We start from the raw sequence: 19,134 nt of genomic DNA, 5'->3' as shown, positions 1-19,134 counted from the left end.
TGCAGGTGCCGCCGCACGGGCTGTGGGGCGCGGTCGGGCAGCCCGCGTACACCAGCGCCGAGCACTGGCTGGGTGTCGGCGGCGGTCCGGGGACGACGCTGGACGACCTGGTGCTGCGGTATCTGGCGGCGTTCGGCCCCGCGACGGTGCAGGACGTGCAGGCGTGGTCGGGGCTCAGCGGGCTGCGCGAGGTGACCGACCGGCTCGGCGACCGGCTGATCGCCTACCGCGACGAGGACGGCGCCGAACTGCTCGACCTGCCCGACGCCCCGCTGCCGCACCCGGACACCCCGGCGCCGGTGCGTTACGTCGCCGACTTCGACGCGATCGTGGTCTCCCACGACGACACCAGACGGATCATGGACGACCGGGACCGCCGCGACGTGTTCGGCGTGCCCGGCGTCATCCCCGGGACGGTGTTGGTCGACGGGTTCGTCCGGGCCACCTGGAAGATCACCCGGCGGAAGGGCGCGGCGACGCTGGTCGTGCGGCCGCTGTTCCAGATCCCCACCCGCGACGTGCACGACCTGACCGAGGAGGGCGAGCGGCTGCTCGCGTTCGCCGCGCCCGACGCCGTAGACCACGACGTGCGGTTCAACTCCCGCCGGTGAGGTGTGCCCGGGACAGGCGCAGGAGCGGCAGCGGCCGGTGCGTCCGACGGACGACGGTCCTCGGCGTGATCAACGAGTATCCGCGAGCAGCCTGACCCGGAACACCATGATCCCGAGGCGTTCGAGAACGCCCACCTGGTCACCGTGGCCGGATTCCTGATGGCGGCGGGCCTGTCGCAGGCCGGCGGCTGATTCCGGGGCCACCCCCGGACCCCCGTTTCCGGTGACAAGACGCGTCGCTCCTACCCGCATACGGTGAGCCTGATTGGCCCCGCATTCCTCCTCATTTCGAGGTGGCCCAGGCCCGGTAGGCACCGTCGTGAAAGGAAGACAAGGTGGCTGAAAGCATCACCGGAACGGCAACCCAAGGGTTGACGGCCGAACAGGTGAAGTCCTTCCAGGAGAACGGTTTCCTCGGACCGTTCGACCTCTATTCCGAGGAGGAGGCTCCGCTCCTCTGGAGCCAGGCCATGATCGAGATGGTCACGTCCCGCAACAAGCCGCACGACTCGACCATCATCAATTACGACCGCCACCTGGACTGCGACACCCTGTCGCGGCACATCGCCCACCCGACGGTCGTGCACAAGCTGCGCAGCCTGATGGGCGACGACATCATCTGCTGGAAGACGAACATCTTCGAGAAGCAGCCGGGTGAGAACGGAACCGGATGGCACCAGGTCGAGGCCTTCACCGTCTTCGAGTCCGATTCGGTCGCCTACCCCTCGCTGCGCTACACCGAGGAGAGCACCGCTGCCACGCAGGAGCTGACCGTGTGGACGGCGTTCTCCGAGGCCGACGAGGAGCACGGCTGCCTGCGCTTCATCCCGGGCAGCCACAAGAAGTGGTACTACGACGAGACCAAGCCGATGTCGCGGAACGTGGAGAGCAAGTCCCACGACTTCTTCGGCTACGACTACTCGGAGCTCAAGCTCGACCAGGACTGGGACCCGGACGCCGGCGAGGTCGTCAACATGCCGATGAAGCCGGGGCAGTTCGTCATCTTCCTGGCCAAGTGCATCCACGGTTCACTGCCGAACGTCAGCGACTCCAAGCGGCTCGGGCTCGCCACCCGGTACGTCTCGCCGTCCGTGCGGGTCTACGAGCACATCGATGGCCTCAGCGGGTTCGGTGACGCGATCAGCCTCGACTACCACGGCAGCGTCCTGGTCTCCGGCGAGGACCGGTGGGGCCACAACCGCATCCACACCAACAACCTCAACGGCTTCCCGTTCCCGAAGGTCGACTGATGGCCACCGACGACTACCGGCGCAAGTTCGCCGACTTCCTCGCCAAGCAGCCGATGACCAGCGACATCACGTACGAGCAGGTGGCCCGGGCGAAGTCGCGCGACGAACTGGGGATCACCTCGCTCAACATGGTGCTGGTGCTCGTGAACTACATCGACGAGTACACCGGCAACACCGTCACGATGCGCCCGGAATGGGTCCTCCGGCTGGGCGACATCGACGGCATTCTTTCCGTGCTCCGCGAGATCGATGCGAGCGCGGTGGTGCCGACCCGAGCCTGACGTCCGCGGGGCCGAGCCCGGCGCCGGCATTCCCCCATCCGCTCGGCCGATCGAAGGAACCATGATCTTGGATCTCGAAAATATCGGCATCGGCTCGTTCGCGTGCGCCTTCGGCGACCTGGAGAACAAGCCGGAGAACATTCCCGATTTCGATTCCCTCTGGGAGACTGCCTCGTTCGGGACGGACTTCGCCGAAATGGGCTGTACCACCTATCGGAAAATGTCTGGGCCGGTGCAGGAGTACGTCGTGGACGCCGTGCGCCGGACCCTGCGGGGTGCCGGCGCCGGCGCCACGGACATCGACCATCTCGTCATCGCGACCAGCGACCCGGCCCTGGCCCTGTTGCCGCCCGACTTCGCCGAGCAGGTGCTGATCGCCCTGGGACTCGACGACTGCGTCCCGCACCTCGTGTCCTACCAACGGTGCTGCAGCTCGCTGACCGCGCTGCGGCACAGCCGAGACCTGTTCGCCGACCCGGACGTCACGCACGTGGTCATGGTCGCCCTGGACTTCGTGCCGGACGACCGTGACCGGGTCCGCCCGTACGCCCTGTTCGGCGACGCCGCGGTCAGCTGCCTGCTGACCCGGCACGATCCCGGGCTGGTGCGGCTCTCCTCGTCCGCCGTCAAGGTGGACCCGGACGGGCTGCGCGGACGCGACACGTTCGTCTCCCGCAAGGCGGTCGCCGACCGTACGCTGTCCGCGGCCCTGCGCGCCGGAGGGCGGCAGCTGCCGCAGGTGACCAAGGTGTTCGCGGCCAACCTGTACAAACCGTTGACCCTGTTCAACGCGAGCTCGGTCGGCCTGCCGCCGGACCGGCTGCACTTCGCGGACACGCTCTCCGCGTACGGGCACTGCGGCAACGCCGACTGGATGATCAACCTGGTCGACTATCACGAGCGGGTCGGCATCCGCGGCGGGCAGACGTACCTCGCGCAGTCGCTGGCGCCGGGCTTCTACGCCTGCCTGCTCCTGGAAGGGACCGCGCCGTGAACGGGCTGCTGTCCAAGACGGACTGCATCGGGCCGATCCTCGTGCCCGTCGGCGTGATGGGCACCCTGCACTCTCTCGCCGCGGCCGCCGGCGTCGACGGCTTCGTCGCCCTGTCCATCGGCGCGGGCGTGCTGGCCGAGCGGTTGCCGCGCCCGGGCACGGACTGCCGCGTCCGGGTCACCCGCCGCGACCTCGAGGCGATCCTGCCGCGGTCCGGCGCGCCGGACCTGAGCATCAGCTTCCGCGACGCGCTGCGGCAGGCCGCGAAGTCCGAGGCCGTCGCCACAACGGAGGCCGACGACGTCGCCCCGGTCGCCGTGACGATCCTGATCACCCGGGCCGGACGGCACCTGTACGTCGAGACTATGACCGACTCGTCGGACGTCCCCTCCACGGAGGCCTGGGCACACTCGTTCCTGCAGTTGCTCGCCGGCCTGACCAGCGACCCGGACGCACCGATGATCAGCCACCCGCTGGTCGGCCCGGAGGAACGCGAGCGGATCCGGCACGGCCTCAACCCGCACCACGACCCGGAGATCCGCTACCGCACGATGGCGGAGCCGTTCGAGGAGCAGGCCCAGCGCACCCCGGACGCGGTCGCCCTGCAGGAGGAGGACGGTCGCACCGTCACCTACCGGGAGCTCAACGAGCGCGCCAACCGGCTGGCCCACCACCTGCGTGGGCTCGGCGCCGGGCCCGGCACCCGGGTCGGTGTCTGCCTGCAGCGCGGGATACCCCAGGTCGTCGCGATCTACGCCGCGGTCAAGACCGGCGCCACCTACGTACCCCTCGACGCCGATCTGCCGGACCAGCGCATCGCCCTGATCCTGGCGGACTCGGCGCCCCGGCTGGTGCTGACCGATCAGGCCTGCCGCGGCCACCTGCCCGACGGCCCGTGGGAGATCCACGATGTCGGCACCGAGCAGGTCGGGTCCGGCCGGCCGGCGACGAACCTCGTTCTCGACGGCGGGCCGGGGCTGGTGCACATCCTCTACACCTCCGGGACCACCGGCCGTCCCAAGGGCGTGGTCTCGCGCACCGCCGGGACCCTGGCCAACATCTTCTGGATGCAGCGGCAGTACCCGTTCGGCCCCGGCGAGACGGCGCTCTTCAAGGCCTCGCCGGGTTTCGACATCTCGATCTGGGAGCTCTTCTGGCCGCTCTACCAGGGCGCCCGCCTGATGATCTGCCGGCCCGGCGGCGAGCGCGATCCCCGGCACCTGGCCCGGCTCACCCGCGACCACGGCGTGTCGCTGATCTTCCTGGTGCCGACGATGATGACGGCCTACCTGGAGGAGCTGTCCGGCGCCGCTCCGGAGACCCTGAAGTGGGTGGTGTGCGGGGGCGAGCCGATGAGCCCGCGGATCCCCGAGGCGTTCGCCGCCGTCCTGCCCGGCAGCAACCTGATCAACGCCTTCGGCCCGACCGAGGCGGGGCCGGTCACCGACAACGTCATCGATCCGGGCTGGACCGGCGGCTCTGTTCCGGTGGGCCGGCCCGCCGACAACTTTCGGGTGACCGTGCTCGACGCCAACCTCGATCTCGTGCCGGTCGGCACGCCCGGTGAGGCGTACATCAGCGGGCAGGTCGGTCTGGCCGACGGGTACTGGCGCCAGTCCGCCCAGACCGCCGAGCGGTTCGTCGCGGATCCCTACGGACCGCCGGGGTCACGGATGTACCGCACCGGTGACCTCTGCCGGTACCGTGCGGACGGCACGCTGGAGCACCTCGGCCGTATCGACCGGCAGGTGAAGATCCGTGGGTTGCGGATCGAACCCGGTGAGGTCGAGTCGGTGCTGGCCGCGCACCCAGCGGTCGGCGACTGCGCGGTGATCGCCCACGGGAAGCCGCTGCGCCTGCTCGCCTTCGTCGTGCCCGCCGGCCAGAGTTCCGTCGCCGACCTGGACCCGGCGGCGATCCTCGACCAGGCGGCCGGGGGCCTGCCCGCGCAGATGCGGCCGGACCGGGTGGTGCCGGTCGACTACCTCCCGGCGACGGTGAACGGCAAGATCGACCAGGGCGAGCTGATCAAGATCTGGCAGGAGCTCACCGACCGCGAACGCACGGTTGAACCGCCCGCCGACGAGGTGGAAGCGGCCCTGGTCCACATCTACCACCGGGTCCTCGGCCGGTCCTCGATCAGCGTGCTGGACACGTTCGTCCAGCTCGGCGGCCACTCGTTGCTCACCTTCCGGCTGATCGACGAGTGCAAGGCGACCCTGCGGGCCGAACCCGACCCGGCCCAGCTGATGCACGGCACGCTGCGTGACGTGGCCGCGGCGATCCGCACCACGACGATCTCGTCACCGCAGGACTAGGACCGGAGGACCACGGCTTTGAACACCATCACGACCGGCGACGCCGAGAAGCTCGCCGACGCGCTGCGCGGCGATCTCATCACCGCCGCCGATCCGCGGTACGACGAGGCCCGCAAGGTCTGGAACGGAGACATCGACCGGCGCCCCCTGCTGATCGCGCGCTGCGCAGACGTGGCGGACGTGACCGCGGCCGTCACCTGCGCCGCCGAGCGCGGGCTGCCCATCGCGGTCCGCGGCGGCGGGCACAGCGTGGCCGGCCAGGGCATCTGCGACGACGGCATGGTCATCGACCTGTCCCGGATGCGTGCGGTTCAGATCGACCCGGAGCGCCGGCTGGCCCACGTGCAGGGCGGCGCGCTCTGGCAGGACGTCGACCGGGCCAGCCAGGCGCACGGACTGGCGACGACCGGCGGGATCGTCAGTGAGACCGGAGTCGGCGGGCTGGCCCTGGGCGGCGGCATCGGCCACCTGATGCGCCGCTGCGGGCTCACCGTGGACAACCTGGTGGAGGCCGAGCTGGTGACCGCGGACGGCCGCCGGCTCAAGGTGGACGCCACGACGAACCCGGAGTTGCTGTGGGGCCTGCGTGGCGGCGGCGGCAACTTCGGGACGGTGGTGCGGTTCGGCTTCCGCCTGCACGAGATCGGACCGACCGTCCTGGCCGGGATGGTCATTTATCCACTGGACGTCGCACCGGCGTTCCTGGCGCACTACCGCGACCTGGTCGCGGACGCCCCGGACGAGCTCGGGACGATACTCAACCTGCGGTTGTGCCCGTCGGTGGCGGCCGTCCCGGAACGGCTGCACGGCTCCCCCGTCGTGGCCCTGAACGTGTGCTGGTCCGGTGACATGGACGAAGGGCTGGCGTTCCTGCGCCCGCTGCGCGAGTTCGGGCGTCCGCTGCTCGACACGGTCGGGCCGACGCCGTACGTCGAGCTGCAACAGATGGTCGACCGCACCTCCCCGCCCGGCAAGCAGTACTACTGGCGCTCGGTGGACTTCGGCGAGCTCAGCGACCAGGTCATCGCGACCGTCGTCGAGCACGCGGCACGGATCACCTCGCCGCTGGCGGCCGTGCCGATCTACCACCTCGGCGGGGCGGTCGGCCGGGTGCCGGCGACGGCCACCGCCTTCGGTTCCCGGCACGCCGGTCACAACATCAACATGTTCGGCGCGTGGGAGCCGGGCCGGGGCGACCGGGAACGGCACGTCGGCTGGGTCCGCGACTTCAGCGAGGCGATGGCGCCGTACTCGGTCGGGCAGTACGTCAACTTCCTCAACGACGAGGGCCGTGATGGCGTGCGGGCGGCGTACGGCGAGCGGTGGCGGCGCCTGGTCGCGCTCAAACGGCAGGTCGACCCGCAAAACCTTTTCCGCTATAACTTCAACATCGATCCCGGTCGTCATGAGGGAGACGCATGAGATTCGGCATCATGATCGTCCCGGAGGACCGGTGGCGGACGGCTCGGCGGAAATGGCGCCAGGCCGAGCAGATGGGATTCGACCACGCCTGGACCTACGACCATCTCAACTGGCGGGCGTTCCGCGCCAAGGAGTGGTTCACCCTCGTGCCGACGCTGACGGCGGCGGCGGTGGAGACCGAGCGGATCGGGCTCGGTGTGCTGGTCGCCTCCCCCAACCTGCGGCACCCGGTGCACCTGGCCAAGGACGTCACCGCCATCGACGACATCTCCGACGGCAGGCTCGTGCTCGGTCTCGGCGCGGGCGCGGAGGGTTTCGACTCCACCATGACCCGCCGGACCAGGTGGAGCCGGCGTGAGCGCTCCGAGCGGTTCGCCGAGTACGTCGAACTCACCGACCAGCTCCTGACGCAGCCGGTGACCACCTACGACGGCCGTTACTACCTGGCGGACGAGGTGCACTCGTATCCCCTGTGCCGGCAGCAACCCCGCGTCCCGTTCGCGATCGCCGCCTCCGGGCCCCGGGGCATGCGCCTGGCGGCCCGGCATGCGTCGTACTGGGTGACCACGGGCGAACCGAACCGGTTCGCGAGCGCCCCGTACGAGCAGGCGCTGCCCGTCCTGCGCCGGCAGGTGGAGGCCCTGGAGAAGGCCTGCGTGGAGATCGGCCGGGATCCGTCCACGGTGTCCCGGCTGCTGGTCGCCGGGCCCACCGTCGGCGGTGTCCTCGACTCGCCGACGGCGTTCTTCGACGCGGCGGGCAGATTCGCCGAGGTCGGAATAACGGACCTGGTCGTGCAATGGCCACGGCCGGACGAGCCTTTCCAGGGCCGGGTGGACGTTTTGGAAAAGGTCGCCGAGGATCTGGATCGTCACCGAATCACGTGACTTAGCCCCGGAGAAGAACACACCTACCGTCTCAGGAGAACCCCGGTTTCGACTGAGAAGGGCGCCTGATCCTATGCGAACGCATTATGTAGCGGACACCTGGCTCGACGACTCCCGCCTGGCGAAGGATCTCGCGCAGACCGATTCCATTCCGTGGTCCGAGGCATACAGCGATTACGTTTTCGGCGGCGCGTGGAAGAGCTGCATGCTCTGGGCCCGGGGCGGGAGCGCCGGCGACGGCGTGGTCACCAATTATGACCACGACCGGCCCGCCGCCTTCACCGAGTTCGCCGATCAGCTCCCCTATCTGCGGGAGCTGATCGAGAGTGTCGCCGACCTGGACCGGCTGAACTTCGTCCGGCTCGCCAAGGTGCAGAACAGCGTCATCATCCCCCACCGGGACCTGCTGGAGCTCAGCGAGCTCGCCGACGAGACCCGCAACGCCCACCGGATGCACATCCCTCTCGCCACCAACGAGGACTGCTTCTTCAACGAGGGCGACACCGTCTACCGCATGCGCAAGGGCGAGGTGTGGTTCCTCGACGCCTCGGAGATCCACTCGGTGGCGGTGCTCTCCTCGGAGGAGCGGGTGCATCTGATGTTCGACTTCGTGGACGTGCCCTCCACGAAGTCGCTGATCACCGTCGAGGGCGCGGGCCCGGAGGCCGGCATCCCGGCCGACCGGACGGTGAAGCGGCCGCCGCTGACCGACGCCGACCGCGCCGGCCTGATGCGGCTCGCCGACGTGCTGACCGTCGAGACAGTCAACGAAATCTTCAGCATTGTCATCAAGAAGCATTTCCGGTACGACGGTGGCGAGAATTTCGTGTGGGGCACCATGATCGATATTGCGCGCGCCGCCGCGGATCCCGCGGCTCTCCCGCACGTCGAGGAACTCCGTCGCCACTACACCTTGGAACGGTCGGCCCGATAATTCCAACAACGGTTGTCCCATAAAGCGGGGAACTTTGCCGACCGCATTCCGGGGCCATCATGACATGGCGACAACAGTGTCCGGATGCGCCTTTCCTCCGCTGGAGTGGTGAGACATGAGAGAGACGTCATCGGCCGTCGACGTGGCGGCCCAAGTCCGATTCCCCGACCTGCGGTTTCATCACGTCGGCGTGCAGACGACGGACCTCGAGAACAGCGTCCGCTGGTACGAGGACTTCCTCGGGTGCCGGCGGGCGTGGTCACTCGACGCGTTCTCCGAACTCACCCGCAGCCGCCTGCCGGGAATCCGCGAGCTGACCGAGATGGTTCTCGGCGACGTCCGCTTCCACCTCTTCGAACGGCCGGGGCGCAAGTCCGAGCCGACCGAGAGCGGCGTGCAGTTCCAGCACTTCTGCTTCAACGTGGGCGCCGCCGAGGACCTCGTACGGCTTCGGCGGCGCTGGATCGAGCTCCGGGAGTCCGGCCGCTACATGTTCGCCGTCGACGAGCAGCCGACCGACATCGTGACCGATGAGGACGGCGTGCAGAGCTTCTACACGTACGACGTCAACGGGCTGGAGTTCGAGTTCACCTTCGTCCCGGACGGCCTGTCGTGAAGCCGGCCGGAAGTGGCGCGCTGTGCGACCTGCCGGCCCACGGGCGCTGGGACTTCGGCGGGTTCGCGTACGGCCTGGAACCGCTGATCCTGCCGGCGGTGGGCGACCCCGACGGCCCGGCCGGCGCGGTGCCGGCCGGGGACTACGCCGAGATCTGCCGGCGCCTGGGCGCTCTCGCCGAAAGCGGCCCGCTGACGCCCGAGGTCGCGCCGTGCGACTCGCCGGACGAGCTGTTCTGGTTCCGGTGGATCACCGGGCACCAGGTCTGCTTCGTCGTGTGGCGGCTGATCGCTCAGCTCGTGGACGACCTGAACCAGGGCCGCCGGTCCGCCGACGAGGTGCTGTCGCCGATCAGCCACTACGTGGACGGCTACTCCGCGATGCTGCTCTACACCGGCTCGTGCCCGCCCGACCTGTACAACGTCCTGATCCGGCCGAGCATGCGGCTGCGGCACCGCGCGTTCAGCGGCGCCTGGGCGCCGGACTACTGGCCCATCCGGGACCTCTTCCGCCGCCGGTGGCTGCCCGGGAGCATCGGCACCGACGCCGGGAAGCTGCTGGACGCCATCGCCCTGCTGCACCTGGTGCACGACGGGGTCGCCGCGCGCCTGGTCAGCAACGGCCGGTCGCTGCTGCGCGAGGCCGCCGTCCGCGGGCCCGGTCACCGGCCGGCCGGGCTGATCTACGACTCCTACTTCACGACGCTGCGGGCACCGGTCCCCCGGCACGAGGTCGTGGCGCAGTTGCTGCGCCGGCTGGTGGCCATCGCCCAGGACGTCGCCGCGAACGGGCTGTACGCGGCGGGTGACGCCGACGACCGCCCGGCCGAGCTGCAGAAGGCCGAAGTGCTCAAGTGCGAGAGCGGCCTGGTCGACATCCTGCTCGGCGTCGCGCAGCACGCCTGTGACCTTCCGTCCCGGCGCGAGCGGGGAGTGAACCGATGACCGTCCTGCGACCGGCGCTGACCGGGACCCTCGGCGGCGTGGCCGCCACGCACTGGCTCGCCGCCGCCGTCGGCATGAGCGTGCTGGAGCGTGGCGGCAACGCCTTCGACGCGGCGGCGGCCGCCGGGTTCGCCCTGCAGATCGTCGAGCCGCACTCGAACGGGCCGGGCGGTGACGTCGTGATCGCCGTCTACTCACGCTCGACCGGCACGGTCCGCATCATCTGCGGGCAGGGGCCGATGCCGCAAGCGGCGACGATCGACGCGTTCGCCGCGCTCGGCATCAAGCAGATGCCCGCGGGCGGCCTGCTCCCGGCCACCGTGCCGGGAGCGTTCGGGGCCTGGATGCGGTTGCTCGGCGAGTTCGGCACCATGTCGCTGGACTCGGTCCTCGAGCCGGCGATCGGGTACGCCTCCCGCGGCTATCCGCTGCTGCCCGCCGCGGCGTCGACGATCGGGGCGATGGCCGGGCTGTTCCGCACCGAGTGGAGCGAGTCGGCCCGTACCTACCTGCCGGGCGGCGCCGTCCCGGCCGCCGGGTCCCGGATGCGCAACGAGGTGCTGGCCGACACCTATCGACGGCTGATCCGCGAGGCGCGGGCCGCGTCGGCGGACCGGGAAGCGCAGATCGAGGCAGCTCATACCGCCTTCTACCAGGGCTTCGTCGCCGAGGCGATCGACCGCTTCGCGCGCACCAGCGAGGTGTTCGACTCGACCGGGCGGCGGCACCGCGGCCTGCTCACCGGCGACGACCTGGCGACGTGGCGGCCGGGCGTCGAGGACTCGTGCGCGCTGCCGTACCGGGAGTTCACCGTCCACAAGCCGGGACCCTGGTCCCAGGGTCCGGTGTTCCTGCAGCAGCTCGCCCTGCTCGACGGGTGTGACCTGCGCTCGATGGGGCTGGGCAGCGCCGAGTACGTGCACACCGTCGCCGAGGCCGCCAAGCTCGCGTTCGCCGACCGGGAGGCGTGGTACGGCGACCCGTTACACACCCCGGTGCCGATGGACGACCTGCTGGCCGCCGGATACTCCGCCGAGCGGCGCTCGCTCATCGGCGAGCACGCGAACCTCGACCCGCAGCCCGGACGGCCGGACGGCGCCGAGCCGTGGATCCCGCAGGCCGAGCCGGAGGAGCCGGGCGCGGACGAGCCGGAGTGGATGACCCACCTGCGCAGCGGCCTGCCCACCGTCACCCCGGCCGGCCCGCGGGCCGGCGCCGGGAACACCTGCACGGTGGCGGTCGCCGACGCGTGGGGCAACCTGGTCGTCGCCGTACCCAGCGGTGGCTGGCTCAAGAGCTCCCCGGTCATCCCGGAGCTCGGTTTCGCCCTCGGCACCCGTGGCCAGACGGCGTGGCTCGCCGACGGACACCCCAACTCCCTCGCGCCCGGACGGCGGCCGCGCACCACGCTGAGCCCCAGCATCGTGCTGCGCGACGGCGCGCCGTTCTCGGCCTTCGGCACCCCGGGCGGTGACCAGCAGGACCAGTGGACGCTGCACGCGTTCCTGGCGGTCGCCGAGTTCGGACTCGAACCGCAGGCGGCGGCCGAGCTGCCCGCCTGGCACATCGACCACTTCGCCCAGTCGTTCGCGCCGCGCGTCTCGCGGCCGGGTGTGGTGGTCGTGGAGCGCTCGTTCGACCCTGCCGTGCTGGCCGAACTGGAGAGGAGAGGTCACCGGCTCGACGTGGTGCCGGAGTCCACGCTCGGCAAGGTCTGCTCCGCCGGCGTCGACCCGGCCACCGGTTTCCTGCGGGCCGCGGCCGGCCCGCGCGGCCGTCAGGCGTACGCCGTCTGCCGTTGATCTCCCTTTCTTCTTCGAGGCGGTAGCCATGTTCGTGCCCAGCCACTACCAGATCCAGGACGAGAACTGGCACCGCCGGATCATCGACGGTCACCCGCTGGCGACGCTCACCACCAACGGCGAGACCGTGCCGTGGGCGTCGCGCCTGCCGGCCCTCGTCGCCCCGGGCGAGCCGGAGTCCGGCCCGCTCACCGGCACCGAGCTCTACGGCCATCTCAACCGGGCCAACCCGCACTGGAAGGTGCTGACCGACGGCGGACACGCCCGGCTGATGTTCGACGGGCCGGGCGGCTTCGTCACGCCGGCCGTCTACCCCGGTGACCCGTCGGCCCCGACGTGGAACTTCGCGGCCGTGCACGTGTGCGGGCGCCTGCAGCTGATCCATGATCCGGAGGAGACGCTCCAGGTCGTGCGGTGGACGGCGGAGCAGCTGGAGAAGCGCTTCGGCGCGGGCTGGGACCAGACCGCGTCGGTCGGCTACTTCCGCCGGATCCTGCCCGGCGTGGGCGCCTTCCGGCTGCGGATCGAGGCGGTCGAGGGGCTGTTCAAGTTCAGCCAGGAGAAGCCGGCCGACGTTCAGGAGTCGGTGATCCGGCGTTACGAGGCCGATGACAGCGGAACCGGCCGGCCGATCGCCCGGCTGATGCGTGAGGCGGGGATGGGCCAGCCGGCCGGGGGCGGAATGCCTGGCCAGGCGCGTGACGGCGCCGCCGGGGTCTGCCCGTTCTGACCGTTCCGGGATAGCCTCAAGATCAATCGACCACAGGGCGGTGTGCCCCGTAACGTCCCGATGTATGGCACTCATCGCTCACACCGCGCAGGCGCTGCCCACCGAGACGCTGGACCAGCTGCGTTCGGCCGTCGCGAGGGCCACCCGACCCGAGCAGCTGGGCGGCCGCAGCCCCTACCACTACACCTTCTGGTACTCGCTGGCGACGCCGCCGCGCAACATCGTCGAGGCGGCCGTCCGGGACCACCTCGTGCATCACATCCCCGCCGAGGTCCGCACGGCCGCCGTCGGTGTCGAGTGGTGGCTCGGGCGGCTGGCTCCCCCGTACGCCTCGAACTTCGAATTCGGTCTGCACCGGGACATCGGTGAGGACCCCGAGACCGGCAGGCTGGATTCCCCCATGCTGTCCAGCGTCATGTACCTGACCGACGTCGACGACGGCCCGCTGATGGTCTTCGCCGGCGAGCCCTCGCCGGAGGCGCAGGACCGGGAGTTCGTCTTCCCGGCCGAGAATCTGTACGTCACGTTCCCGGGGCATCTGTGGCACTCCGTGGGCAATCGGGCCGATGTACGCCGAGAACCGCCGGCCGCTCCGGAGCATCGGGAGCGGCTGACGGTCCTGGTGAACTGGTGGCCGTACCAGCCGGGTGACATCGCCGCCGAGCCGATGAAGCAGGTCGCCGCGGCGTACGACGGGTCGATGTACCCCGAGCTGCGGGCCGCGGTCGCCAGCGCTCAGATCTCCTCGTAAGCCATCCGCCGGGTGACGGCGCCGCTGATCGCCGAGGCCAGCTGGTCGACATGCCCGGGATCGAAGAGGCTCAGGTGGCTTCCCTCGATCTCGGTGATTTCCAGCTCGGCGACGAAGGCGCCCCACCCGCGGTCGTCGTCCAGGTACCCCGGGGGGAACTGCGGCGCGCCGGCGGGCAGCGGGTCGCTGGCGCGCAGCAGGTCCACCTCGGCCGGGTAGAACTCCGGCCAGTAGTCGAGGAACGCGGCCCGGTTACGCTCGACCATCCCGGTCAGCTCGGCCAGCGCTACGGCGGCGCCGGCCTCGGCGCCCTCCAGGCGCAGCACGTCGAGGGCCAGGCAGGCGGCGCGCACCTCGGCGGCCTCCTCCGCCGAGGACATGAACGAGGGCGGCGCCCAGGTGTCGAGCAGCAGCGTCGCGGCGACCCGCTCGCCGCGCAGCAGCCACTGCCGGGCCATCTCGACGGCCACGCAGCCGCCCATCGACCAGCCGGCGAGCACGACGGGGGCGACGCCGCGCACCGCGTCGACGGCGGCCACGTACCGGGCGGCGATCTCCTCGATCGTCACCGCCGGGTCGTCCGGCAGCGACTGCAGGGCGTACACCGCGAACTCGGTGCGCAGCCGCTGGGCCACCTCGTAGAAGGGCAGTACCGACCCGCTCGCCGCGTGCACGAACACCACCAGGGGCGCGCCGGGGTTCTCGATCAGGTTGATCAGGTGGTCCTCCAGCGCCGGGGCGGCCTGCGCCGCGCCCAGCGTCGCCGCCAGGTCGCGGACCTTCGGGCCGGTGAAGACGTCCTGTACGGACGGCCGCAGCCCGAGCTCGCTCGCGCACTCCTCGATCAGCTTGAACACCAGCAGCGAGTGACCGCCCAGGTCGAAGAAGCTGTCGGTGACGCTGACCGTGTCGCGGCGCAGCAGCCGGGCGTAGATCGCGGCGAGCCGGGCCTCCAGCTCGGTCTCCGGCGCGACGAAGTCCTCTTCGTCGACGAGCACGTCGTCGCCGCGCAGGTCGAGCAAGGCGGTGACGTCGATCCCGCCGTCGCCGGTACGTGCGATCCGGTCCACCACCGTGACGCTGCCCGGCACCAGATAGTCGGGCAGCCGCCCGGCGGCGCCGGCGGCGAGCTCCGCCACCGACAGGGTCCGGTCACCGGAGGGCACCACGAAGGCGGCGAGACCGCCCTCCGGCGCCGCGATGACCGCGCACAGGGCCACGCCGCCCTGCCCGGTGAAGGCCGATTCGACCGTGGCCCGCTCGACGCGCATCCCGTGGACCGTGATCTGCCGGTCGATCGGGCCGAGGAGTTCCAGCACACCGTCCGCCCGGCGCCGGCAGAGTTCGCCGGTGCGAACCATGCGGGCGCCGGGCACGCCGAAAGGGTCGGCCACGAACCTTTCCGCCGTGGCCGCGGGCAGCCGGTGGTAGCCGCGGGCCAGGCCTGCCTCCCCGCCGACGTACAGCTCGCCGGCCACGCCGACCGGCACCGGCTCCAGCGCCTCGTCCAGCACGTACCGGGCGTGGTGTGCCGCCAGCCGGCCCGTCTCCGGCCACCCCCGCCAGGTGATGATCTCGCCGGGGAAGCCGGCGACGGTCACCGGTTCGCCGCCGCAGAAGACCCGGCGCAGCGACCCGCCGCCGGCACCGTCCAGCGGCACCGACGGCGTGGTCGCGAGGGTGGTGACGCGGTACTCGTTGACGTAGTCCAGCAGGCGCCGCGGGTCCTGGTGCACCACGGGCGGGCAGAGCAGGACCGTGCCGCCGTACGACAGGGGCCAGAACGCGCCGTCGGGCGTCTCCGGGAGCACCACTTCGCCGGGGCTGACGGGATAAGTGCGCTGCAGGTCCGCGACCTCGGCCAGCGCCGCGCCCACGCCACGGGCGACGGAGCCCACCAGGCTGAGCAGGTCATGTCCCTCCGCGACCGGCGGGGCGTCGGTGGCCGTCTTCCACCGCTCGGCGTCCGCGAACGAGACCACCTGCCACGGTCCGGCCGGCACCTGAGCCGCCGTCGCCTGATCGGTGATCACCGCGTCCGGGGCGGTGCCGGCCAGCCGCTCCGGCTCGATCTCCGTGTACGGGGCGCCCAGTTTGGCCGCGGCGTACCGGGCGACGATCTGGTCGGCGCCGTGGGCGAGGCACAGCGCCACGACGGCACCGGGCCGGACGCCGGCATCGAGGAGCGCCCACGCCAGCCGGTTGGCCCGGCCGTTCAGCTGCGCGTAGGTCACCGCCCCCTCGCCGGTGCGTACCGCCACCGCGTCCGGGGTGCGGCGGGCCTGCTCCTCGAACGGCTGCGCCATCGTCCGGTACGGGATGTCCGGCCGCTCGGACCCGGCCGTCCCACGCATGCTGCGCTCGCGTTCGGCCGGGGACAGCAGCGGCAGCTCGAACGCCCGCTCGTCGGGGTGCTCGGCACCCGCGACCAGCAGGTTCTCCAGGACGCCGGCGAAGCGGAGCGCGGTCGGCCTCTCGAACAGGTCGGCGGCGTAGATGAGCACGCCGCTCATCCCGTCCCGGTCGGTGAACAGGCTCGCCGCCAGGTCCCACATCGCGGCGTTCGTGTCCAGCTCGGCGCCGAGGTCGGCGGTGCCGCCCGCCCCGGTGGACTGCACGTTCACCATGGTCTGGAACACCGCCTGCACGCCGGAGAGCCGGGGCAGATTCAGTTCCGCCACCACCCGGTCGAAAGGCACCGTCTGGTGGTCGTGTGCCTCCAGGACGGTCTCGTGCACCGCGCGGACGACCTCGCGGAACGTCGGGTCACCGCTGAGGTCGGTACGCAGCGGCGCCGACTTCACGAAGCACCCCACGATCGACTCGGCGACCTCGTGGTCGCGGCCGGCCAGCGGGGCGCCGACGATGATGTCGCGCTGCCCGGTCATCCGGGCCAGGAACAGCTTGTACGCGGCCATGACAACCACGAACAGGGTGACACCCTCGTCCGCCGCGAGCTGCCGCAGCCGGGCCAGTGCCGGGGCGGAAATCGCGAGGGGCACGGTGCCACCGGCCCGCCGCGACGTGGCCGGCCGGGGATGGTCCCGCGGCAGGTCCAGCACCGGCAGGTCACCGGCCAGCCTGGCGGTCCAGTAGGACAGGTCCCGCTGGACCGCCGCCTCGTCGGCGTTGCGCTGCTCCCAGGCCACGTAGTCGAGGAAGCCGACCGGTGGCGGCGGGTCGAGCGTACGGCCGGCCAGCAGAGCGTCGAGCTCGGCGACGACCATCGCCCGGGACAGCCCGTCGATGACGATGTGATGGAAGTTGACCACCAGCATGGTCCGGTCGCCGGGCAGGGCGAAGCCGATGACCTGGAAGAAGCACGGCCCGTCGAGCGGGAACGGGCGCTGAGCGGCCTCGTTGCCGGCCGCGGTGGCACGCGCCTGCGCCTCGCCGGCCGGCAGGTGCCGCAGGTCGTGCCAGCTCACCGGCGGCTCGACCGGGCCGTCGTCCTGCTGCATCGGCACGCCGTCACGCTCGAACATCCGCACCCGCAGCACATCGTGGCGGGCCATCAGCTCCGCGGTGGCCGCGCGCACCGTCGGCAGGTCCACCGCCCGGTCCAGGGTCCGCAGCTCCGGCAGGCTGTACTCGCTGGTGTCCGGGTACTGGCGGCAGGAGAACCAGATCCTGGCCTGCGGCGGGTTGAGGGGCACCGGGGTGCCCTGCGGTACCCGCGCGATGCGCGGGCCCCGCGTCGCGGTGCTGCGCTCGCGCAGCAACTCCATGAGCATCCGCTGTTGGTCCATGTCCAATGTGGTCATACCATCATCCCTCCTGGCCGCCGCGGTGCGCGGCGTCGTCGTCGGAGAGCGCGGCCAGCTCGGCGACCAGCGCCTTCTCCAGGTACTCAGCGACACCGGCGATCGTCGGCGCGCTGAAGAACTGTCGTACGGTGACGGCCACCCGGAACCGGGTCTTGACCCGGTGCAGCATCTGCAGGGCCGACAGTGAGGTGCCGCCGGCCTCGAAGAAGTTCTGCCGCCGGCCGATCCGCTCGACGTTCAGCAGGTCACGCCACACCTCGGCGAGCTGCGACTCGATCAGCGAGGTGGTCTCGGAGACCCCGGCGCGGGCGCCGCGGTCCTGCGCGGTCGGCGCCGGCAACGCCTGCCGGTCGACCTTGCCGGACGGGGTGAGCGGCAGCGCGTCGAGTTTCACGTAGACCGCCGGCAGCAGGTACCGGGACAGGTAACCGGCCGCGTGCTCCGCCACGTCGGTGACGTCCGCGCCGGGCCCCACCAGGTAGGCGACGATCTCCTTGGTCCCGGGCTCGTCCTCCCGGATCCGCACGGCCGCCTGCTCGACCGCCGGGTGGCCGCGGAGCACCTCCTCGATCTCGCCGGGCTCCACCCGTACGCCCCGGACCTTGGCCTGCCCGTCGGTGCGCCCGGCGTAGTGCAGCAGGCCGTCGTCGTCGCGGACCGCCAGGTCGCCGGTGCGGTAGATCCGCTCCCCCGGTGTCACCGGCCAGGGGTGCGGCAGGAAACGTTCGGCGGTGAGGCCCGGCCGGCCGAGGTAGCCGCGGGCCAGGCCGTCGACGCCGGCGACGTAGAGCTCGCCCACGACGCCGGGGGTGACCGGCTGCAACGCCTCGTCGAGCACGAACAGCCGGTAGCCGTTGACGGCCCGACCCATCGGGACGCCGCCGCCGTCCGGGAAGTCCCGGCCGCTCCAGAGCGCGACCTCCGACGTCTCGGTCTGGCCGTACGCGTTGTCCAGCTCGACGTCGAAGTGGGCGGCGAAGCGGCGCAGCAACGCGGCCGGTACCGCCTCGCCGGAGGTCTGCACGCGGTCGAGGTCCGGATATTTGGTGGCGGAGACCGTGGCCAGGTACATGTCCAGCATCGACGGGACGAAGTGGGCGAGCACGGTGTCCGGCGCGGCGAGCAACTGGGCCAGGTACGGCACGTCGGTCTCGGTGCCGGCCTCGGCCAGCAGCACCGTCGCGCCGGCCCCTAGCGTCGCGAAGATCTCCCAGATCGCCACGTCGAAGATCAGCGGGGTCTTGTGCACCACCCGGCGGCCCGGGCCCAGCTGGTAGCGGCGGCCGATCCACTCCACTCGCGACGCCGCGCAGCCGTGATCGATGATCACGCCCTTGGGCCGGCCGGTCGAACCGGAGGTGTAGTAGACGAACGCCGTGTTGCGGGCATGTATCGCGACGTCCGGGCCGTCCGTCCCGGTGGCGGCGGCCGGGTCGATGACCGGCACGCCCTCCAGCCCGTCCGGAGGCGCGGACGTGATCACCGCGGCCATCGCGGAGTCGGCGGCGATCCAGCGCAGCCGCTCGGCCGGGTATCCGGTGTCCAGCGGCACGAACCCGGCGCCGGCGCGGAGCACACCGAGCACCGCCGCGACCGAGGTGACCGAGCGCTCGACGCAGACACCGACCAGCGCCTCCGGGCCGATGCCTTGGGCGGCCAGGGTGGCCGCGACCGCCTCGGCACGGGCGTCCAGCTCGGCGTAGCTGACGGCAGTCGTCCCGGCCTGCACGGCCACCGCCGACGGGTCGCGGGCCAGCGCCGCGCGGAAACCGTCGTGCAGCAGTGTGCCGGCGGCGCCGCGGTCCCGGTGGTCGGCGTTGATCGCGG

Annotated in this window: 15 protein-coding genes; 13 read left to right on the top strand and 2 right to left on the bottom strand. The window is 71.4% G+C overall.

What is annotated here, in order from left to right:
* From AB0I76_RS07765 to AB0I76_RS07705, 13 genes are all read left to right on the top strand, one after another.
* On the top strand, window positions 1–611 hold a 611-nt coding region (locus AB0I76_RS07765; protein ID WP_357031340.1), incomplete at its 5' end, for a crosslink repair DNA glycosylase YcaQ family protein.
* 335 nt (window positions 612–946) lie between these two features.
* On the top strand, window positions 947–1,861 hold the full coding sequence (locus AB0I76_RS07760) for a chlorinating enzyme (protein ID WP_357031337.1): 915 nt from the start codon (window positions 947–949) through the stop codon (window positions 1,859–1,861).
* The gene (locus AB0I76_RS07755) at window positions 1,861–2,142 is read left to right on the top strand and encodes a hypothetical protein (RefSeq protein ID WP_357031335.1); all 282 of its coding nucleotides are present in this window, start codon (window positions 1,861–1,863) and stop codon (window positions 2,140–2,142) included. Before AB0I76_RS07760 ends, AB0I76_RS07755 begins: the two co-directional genes overlap by 1 nt.
* Before the next feature lie 61 nt (window positions 2,143–2,203).
* Window positions 2,204–3,136 carry a hypothetical protein gene (locus AB0I76_RS07750; protein ID WP_357031332.1) on the top strand — a complete coding sequence of 311 codons (933 nt, stop codon included), beginning with the start codon at window positions 2,204–2,206 and terminating at the stop codon, window positions 3,134–3,136.
* Window positions 3,133–5,454 (top strand): amino acid adenylation domain-containing protein, encoded by a 2,322-nt coding sequence (locus AB0I76_RS07745; protein WP_357031328.1) that lies wholly within the window; start codon window positions 3,133–3,135, stop codon window positions 5,452–5,454. Before AB0I76_RS07750 ends, AB0I76_RS07745 begins: the two co-directional genes overlap by 4 nt.
* Window positions 5,455–5,472: 18 nt before the next feature.
* A complete protein-coding gene (locus AB0I76_RS07740; RefSeq protein WP_357031325.1) occupies window positions 5,473–6,876 on the top strand; it encodes an FAD-binding oxidoreductase in 1,404 nt (467 codons plus the stop codon).
* Window positions 6,873–7,763, top strand: coding sequence for an LLM class flavin-dependent oxidoreductase (locus AB0I76_RS07735; RefSeq protein WP_357031322.1), 891 nt, complete (start codon window positions 6,873–6,875; stop codon window positions 7,761–7,763). The genes AB0I76_RS07740 and AB0I76_RS07735 overlap by 4 nt, the downstream gene beginning before the upstream one ends.
* A 73-nt stretch (window positions 7,764–7,836) precedes the next feature.
* On the top strand, window positions 7,837–8,697 hold the full coding sequence (locus AB0I76_RS07730) for an aspartyl/asparaginyl beta-hydroxylase domain-containing protein (protein WP_357031319.1): 861 nt from the start codon (window positions 7,837–7,839) through the stop codon (window positions 8,695–8,697).
* Between the two features lie 115 nt (window positions 8,698–8,812).
* Window positions 8,813–9,313 (top strand): VOC family protein, encoded by a 501-nt coding sequence (locus AB0I76_RS07725; protein WP_357031316.1) that lies wholly within the window; start codon window positions 8,813–8,815, stop codon window positions 9,311–9,313.
* Window positions 9,310–10,257: a hypothetical protein gene (locus AB0I76_RS07720; protein ID WP_357031313.1), complete on the top strand. Its 948-nt coding sequence runs from the start codon at window positions 9,310–9,312 to the stop codon at window positions 10,255–10,257. Before AB0I76_RS07725 ends, AB0I76_RS07720 begins: the two co-directional genes overlap by 4 nt.
* On the top strand, window positions 10,254–12,059 hold the full coding sequence (locus tag AB0I76_RS07715) for a gamma-glutamyltransferase (RefSeq protein WP_357031310.1): 1,806 nt from the start codon (window positions 10,254–10,256) through the stop codon (window positions 12,057–12,059). Before AB0I76_RS07720 ends, AB0I76_RS07715 begins: the two co-directional genes overlap by 4 nt.
* Window positions 12,060–12,087: 28 nt before the next feature.
* Entirely contained in the window at window positions 12,088–12,789 is a 702-nt protein-coding gene (locus AB0I76_RS07710; RefSeq protein ID WP_357031307.1) for an FMN-binding negative transcriptional regulator, read from the top strand.
* Between the two features lie 64 nt (window positions 12,790–12,853).
* Complete coding sequence (locus tag AB0I76_RS07705) at window positions 12,854–13,540, top strand: hypothetical protein (RefSeq protein ID WP_357031303.1); 687 nt, start codon at window positions 12,854–12,856, stop codon at window positions 13,538–13,540.
* Here AB0I76_RS07705 and AB0I76_RS07700 read toward each other — a convergent pair.
* Both AB0I76_RS07700 and AB0I76_RS07695 read right to left on the bottom strand, forming a co-directional pair.
* On the bottom strand, window positions 13,525–17,304 hold the full coding sequence (locus AB0I76_RS07700; protein WP_357031300.1) for a condensation domain-containing protein: 3,780 nt from the start codon (window positions 17,302–17,304) through the stop codon (window positions 13,525–13,527). The genes AB0I76_RS07705 and AB0I76_RS07700 overlap by 16 nt on opposite strands.
* 4 nt (window positions 17,305–17,308) lie before the next feature.
* A partial coding sequence (locus AB0I76_RS07695) for a non-ribosomal peptide synthetase (RefSeq protein ID WP_357031297.1) occupies window positions 17,309–19,134 on the bottom strand: 1,826 nt, incomplete at its 5' end.

The sequence above is a fragment of the Micromonospora sp. NPDC049799 genome (assembly GCF_040656655.1).
In the GTDB taxonomy this organism is placed as follows: domain Bacteria; phylum Actinomycetota; class Actinomycetes; order Mycobacteriales; family Micromonosporaceae; genus Micromonospora.
The sequence above is the reverse complement of the archived record's forward strand: the minus strand, read 5'-3'. Positions and strand labels throughout refer to the sequence as shown.

Coding starts and splice junctions, on each gene's coding strand:
- AB0I76_RS07755 (WP_357031335.1), top strand. CDS start 1,861: ATGGCCACCGACGACTACCGGCGCAAGTTCGCCGACTTCCTCGCCAAG.
- AB0I76_RS07750 (WP_357031332.1), top strand. CDS start 2,204: ATGATCTTGGATCTCGAAAATATCGGCATCGGCTCGTTCGCGTGCGCC.
- AB0I76_RS07735 (WP_357031322.1), top strand. CDS start 6,873: ATGAGATTCGGCATCATGATCGTCCCGGAGGACCGGTGGCGGACGGCT.
- AB0I76_RS07730 (WP_357031319.1), top strand. CDS start 7,837: ATGCGAACGCATTATGTAGCGGACACCTGGCTCGACGACTCCCGCCTG.
- AB0I76_RS07725 (WP_357031316.1), top strand. CDS start 8,813: ATGAGAGAGACGTCATCGGCCGTCGACGTGGCGGCCCAAGTCCGATTC.
- AB0I76_RS07715 (WP_357031310.1), top strand. CDS start 10,254: ATGACCGTCCTGCGACCGGCGCTGACCGGGACCCTCGGCGGCGTGGCC.
- AB0I76_RS07710 (WP_357031307.1), top strand. CDS start 12,088: ATGTTCGTGCCCAGCCACTACCAGATCCAGGACGAGAACTGGCACCGC.
- AB0I76_RS07705 (WP_357031303.1), top strand. CDS start 12,854: ATGGCACTCATCGCTCACACCGCGCAGGCGCTGCCCACCGAGACGCTG.
- AB0I76_RS07700 (WP_357031300.1), bottom strand. CDS start 17,304: ATGACCACATTGGACATGGACCAACAGCGGATGCTCATGGAGTTGCTG.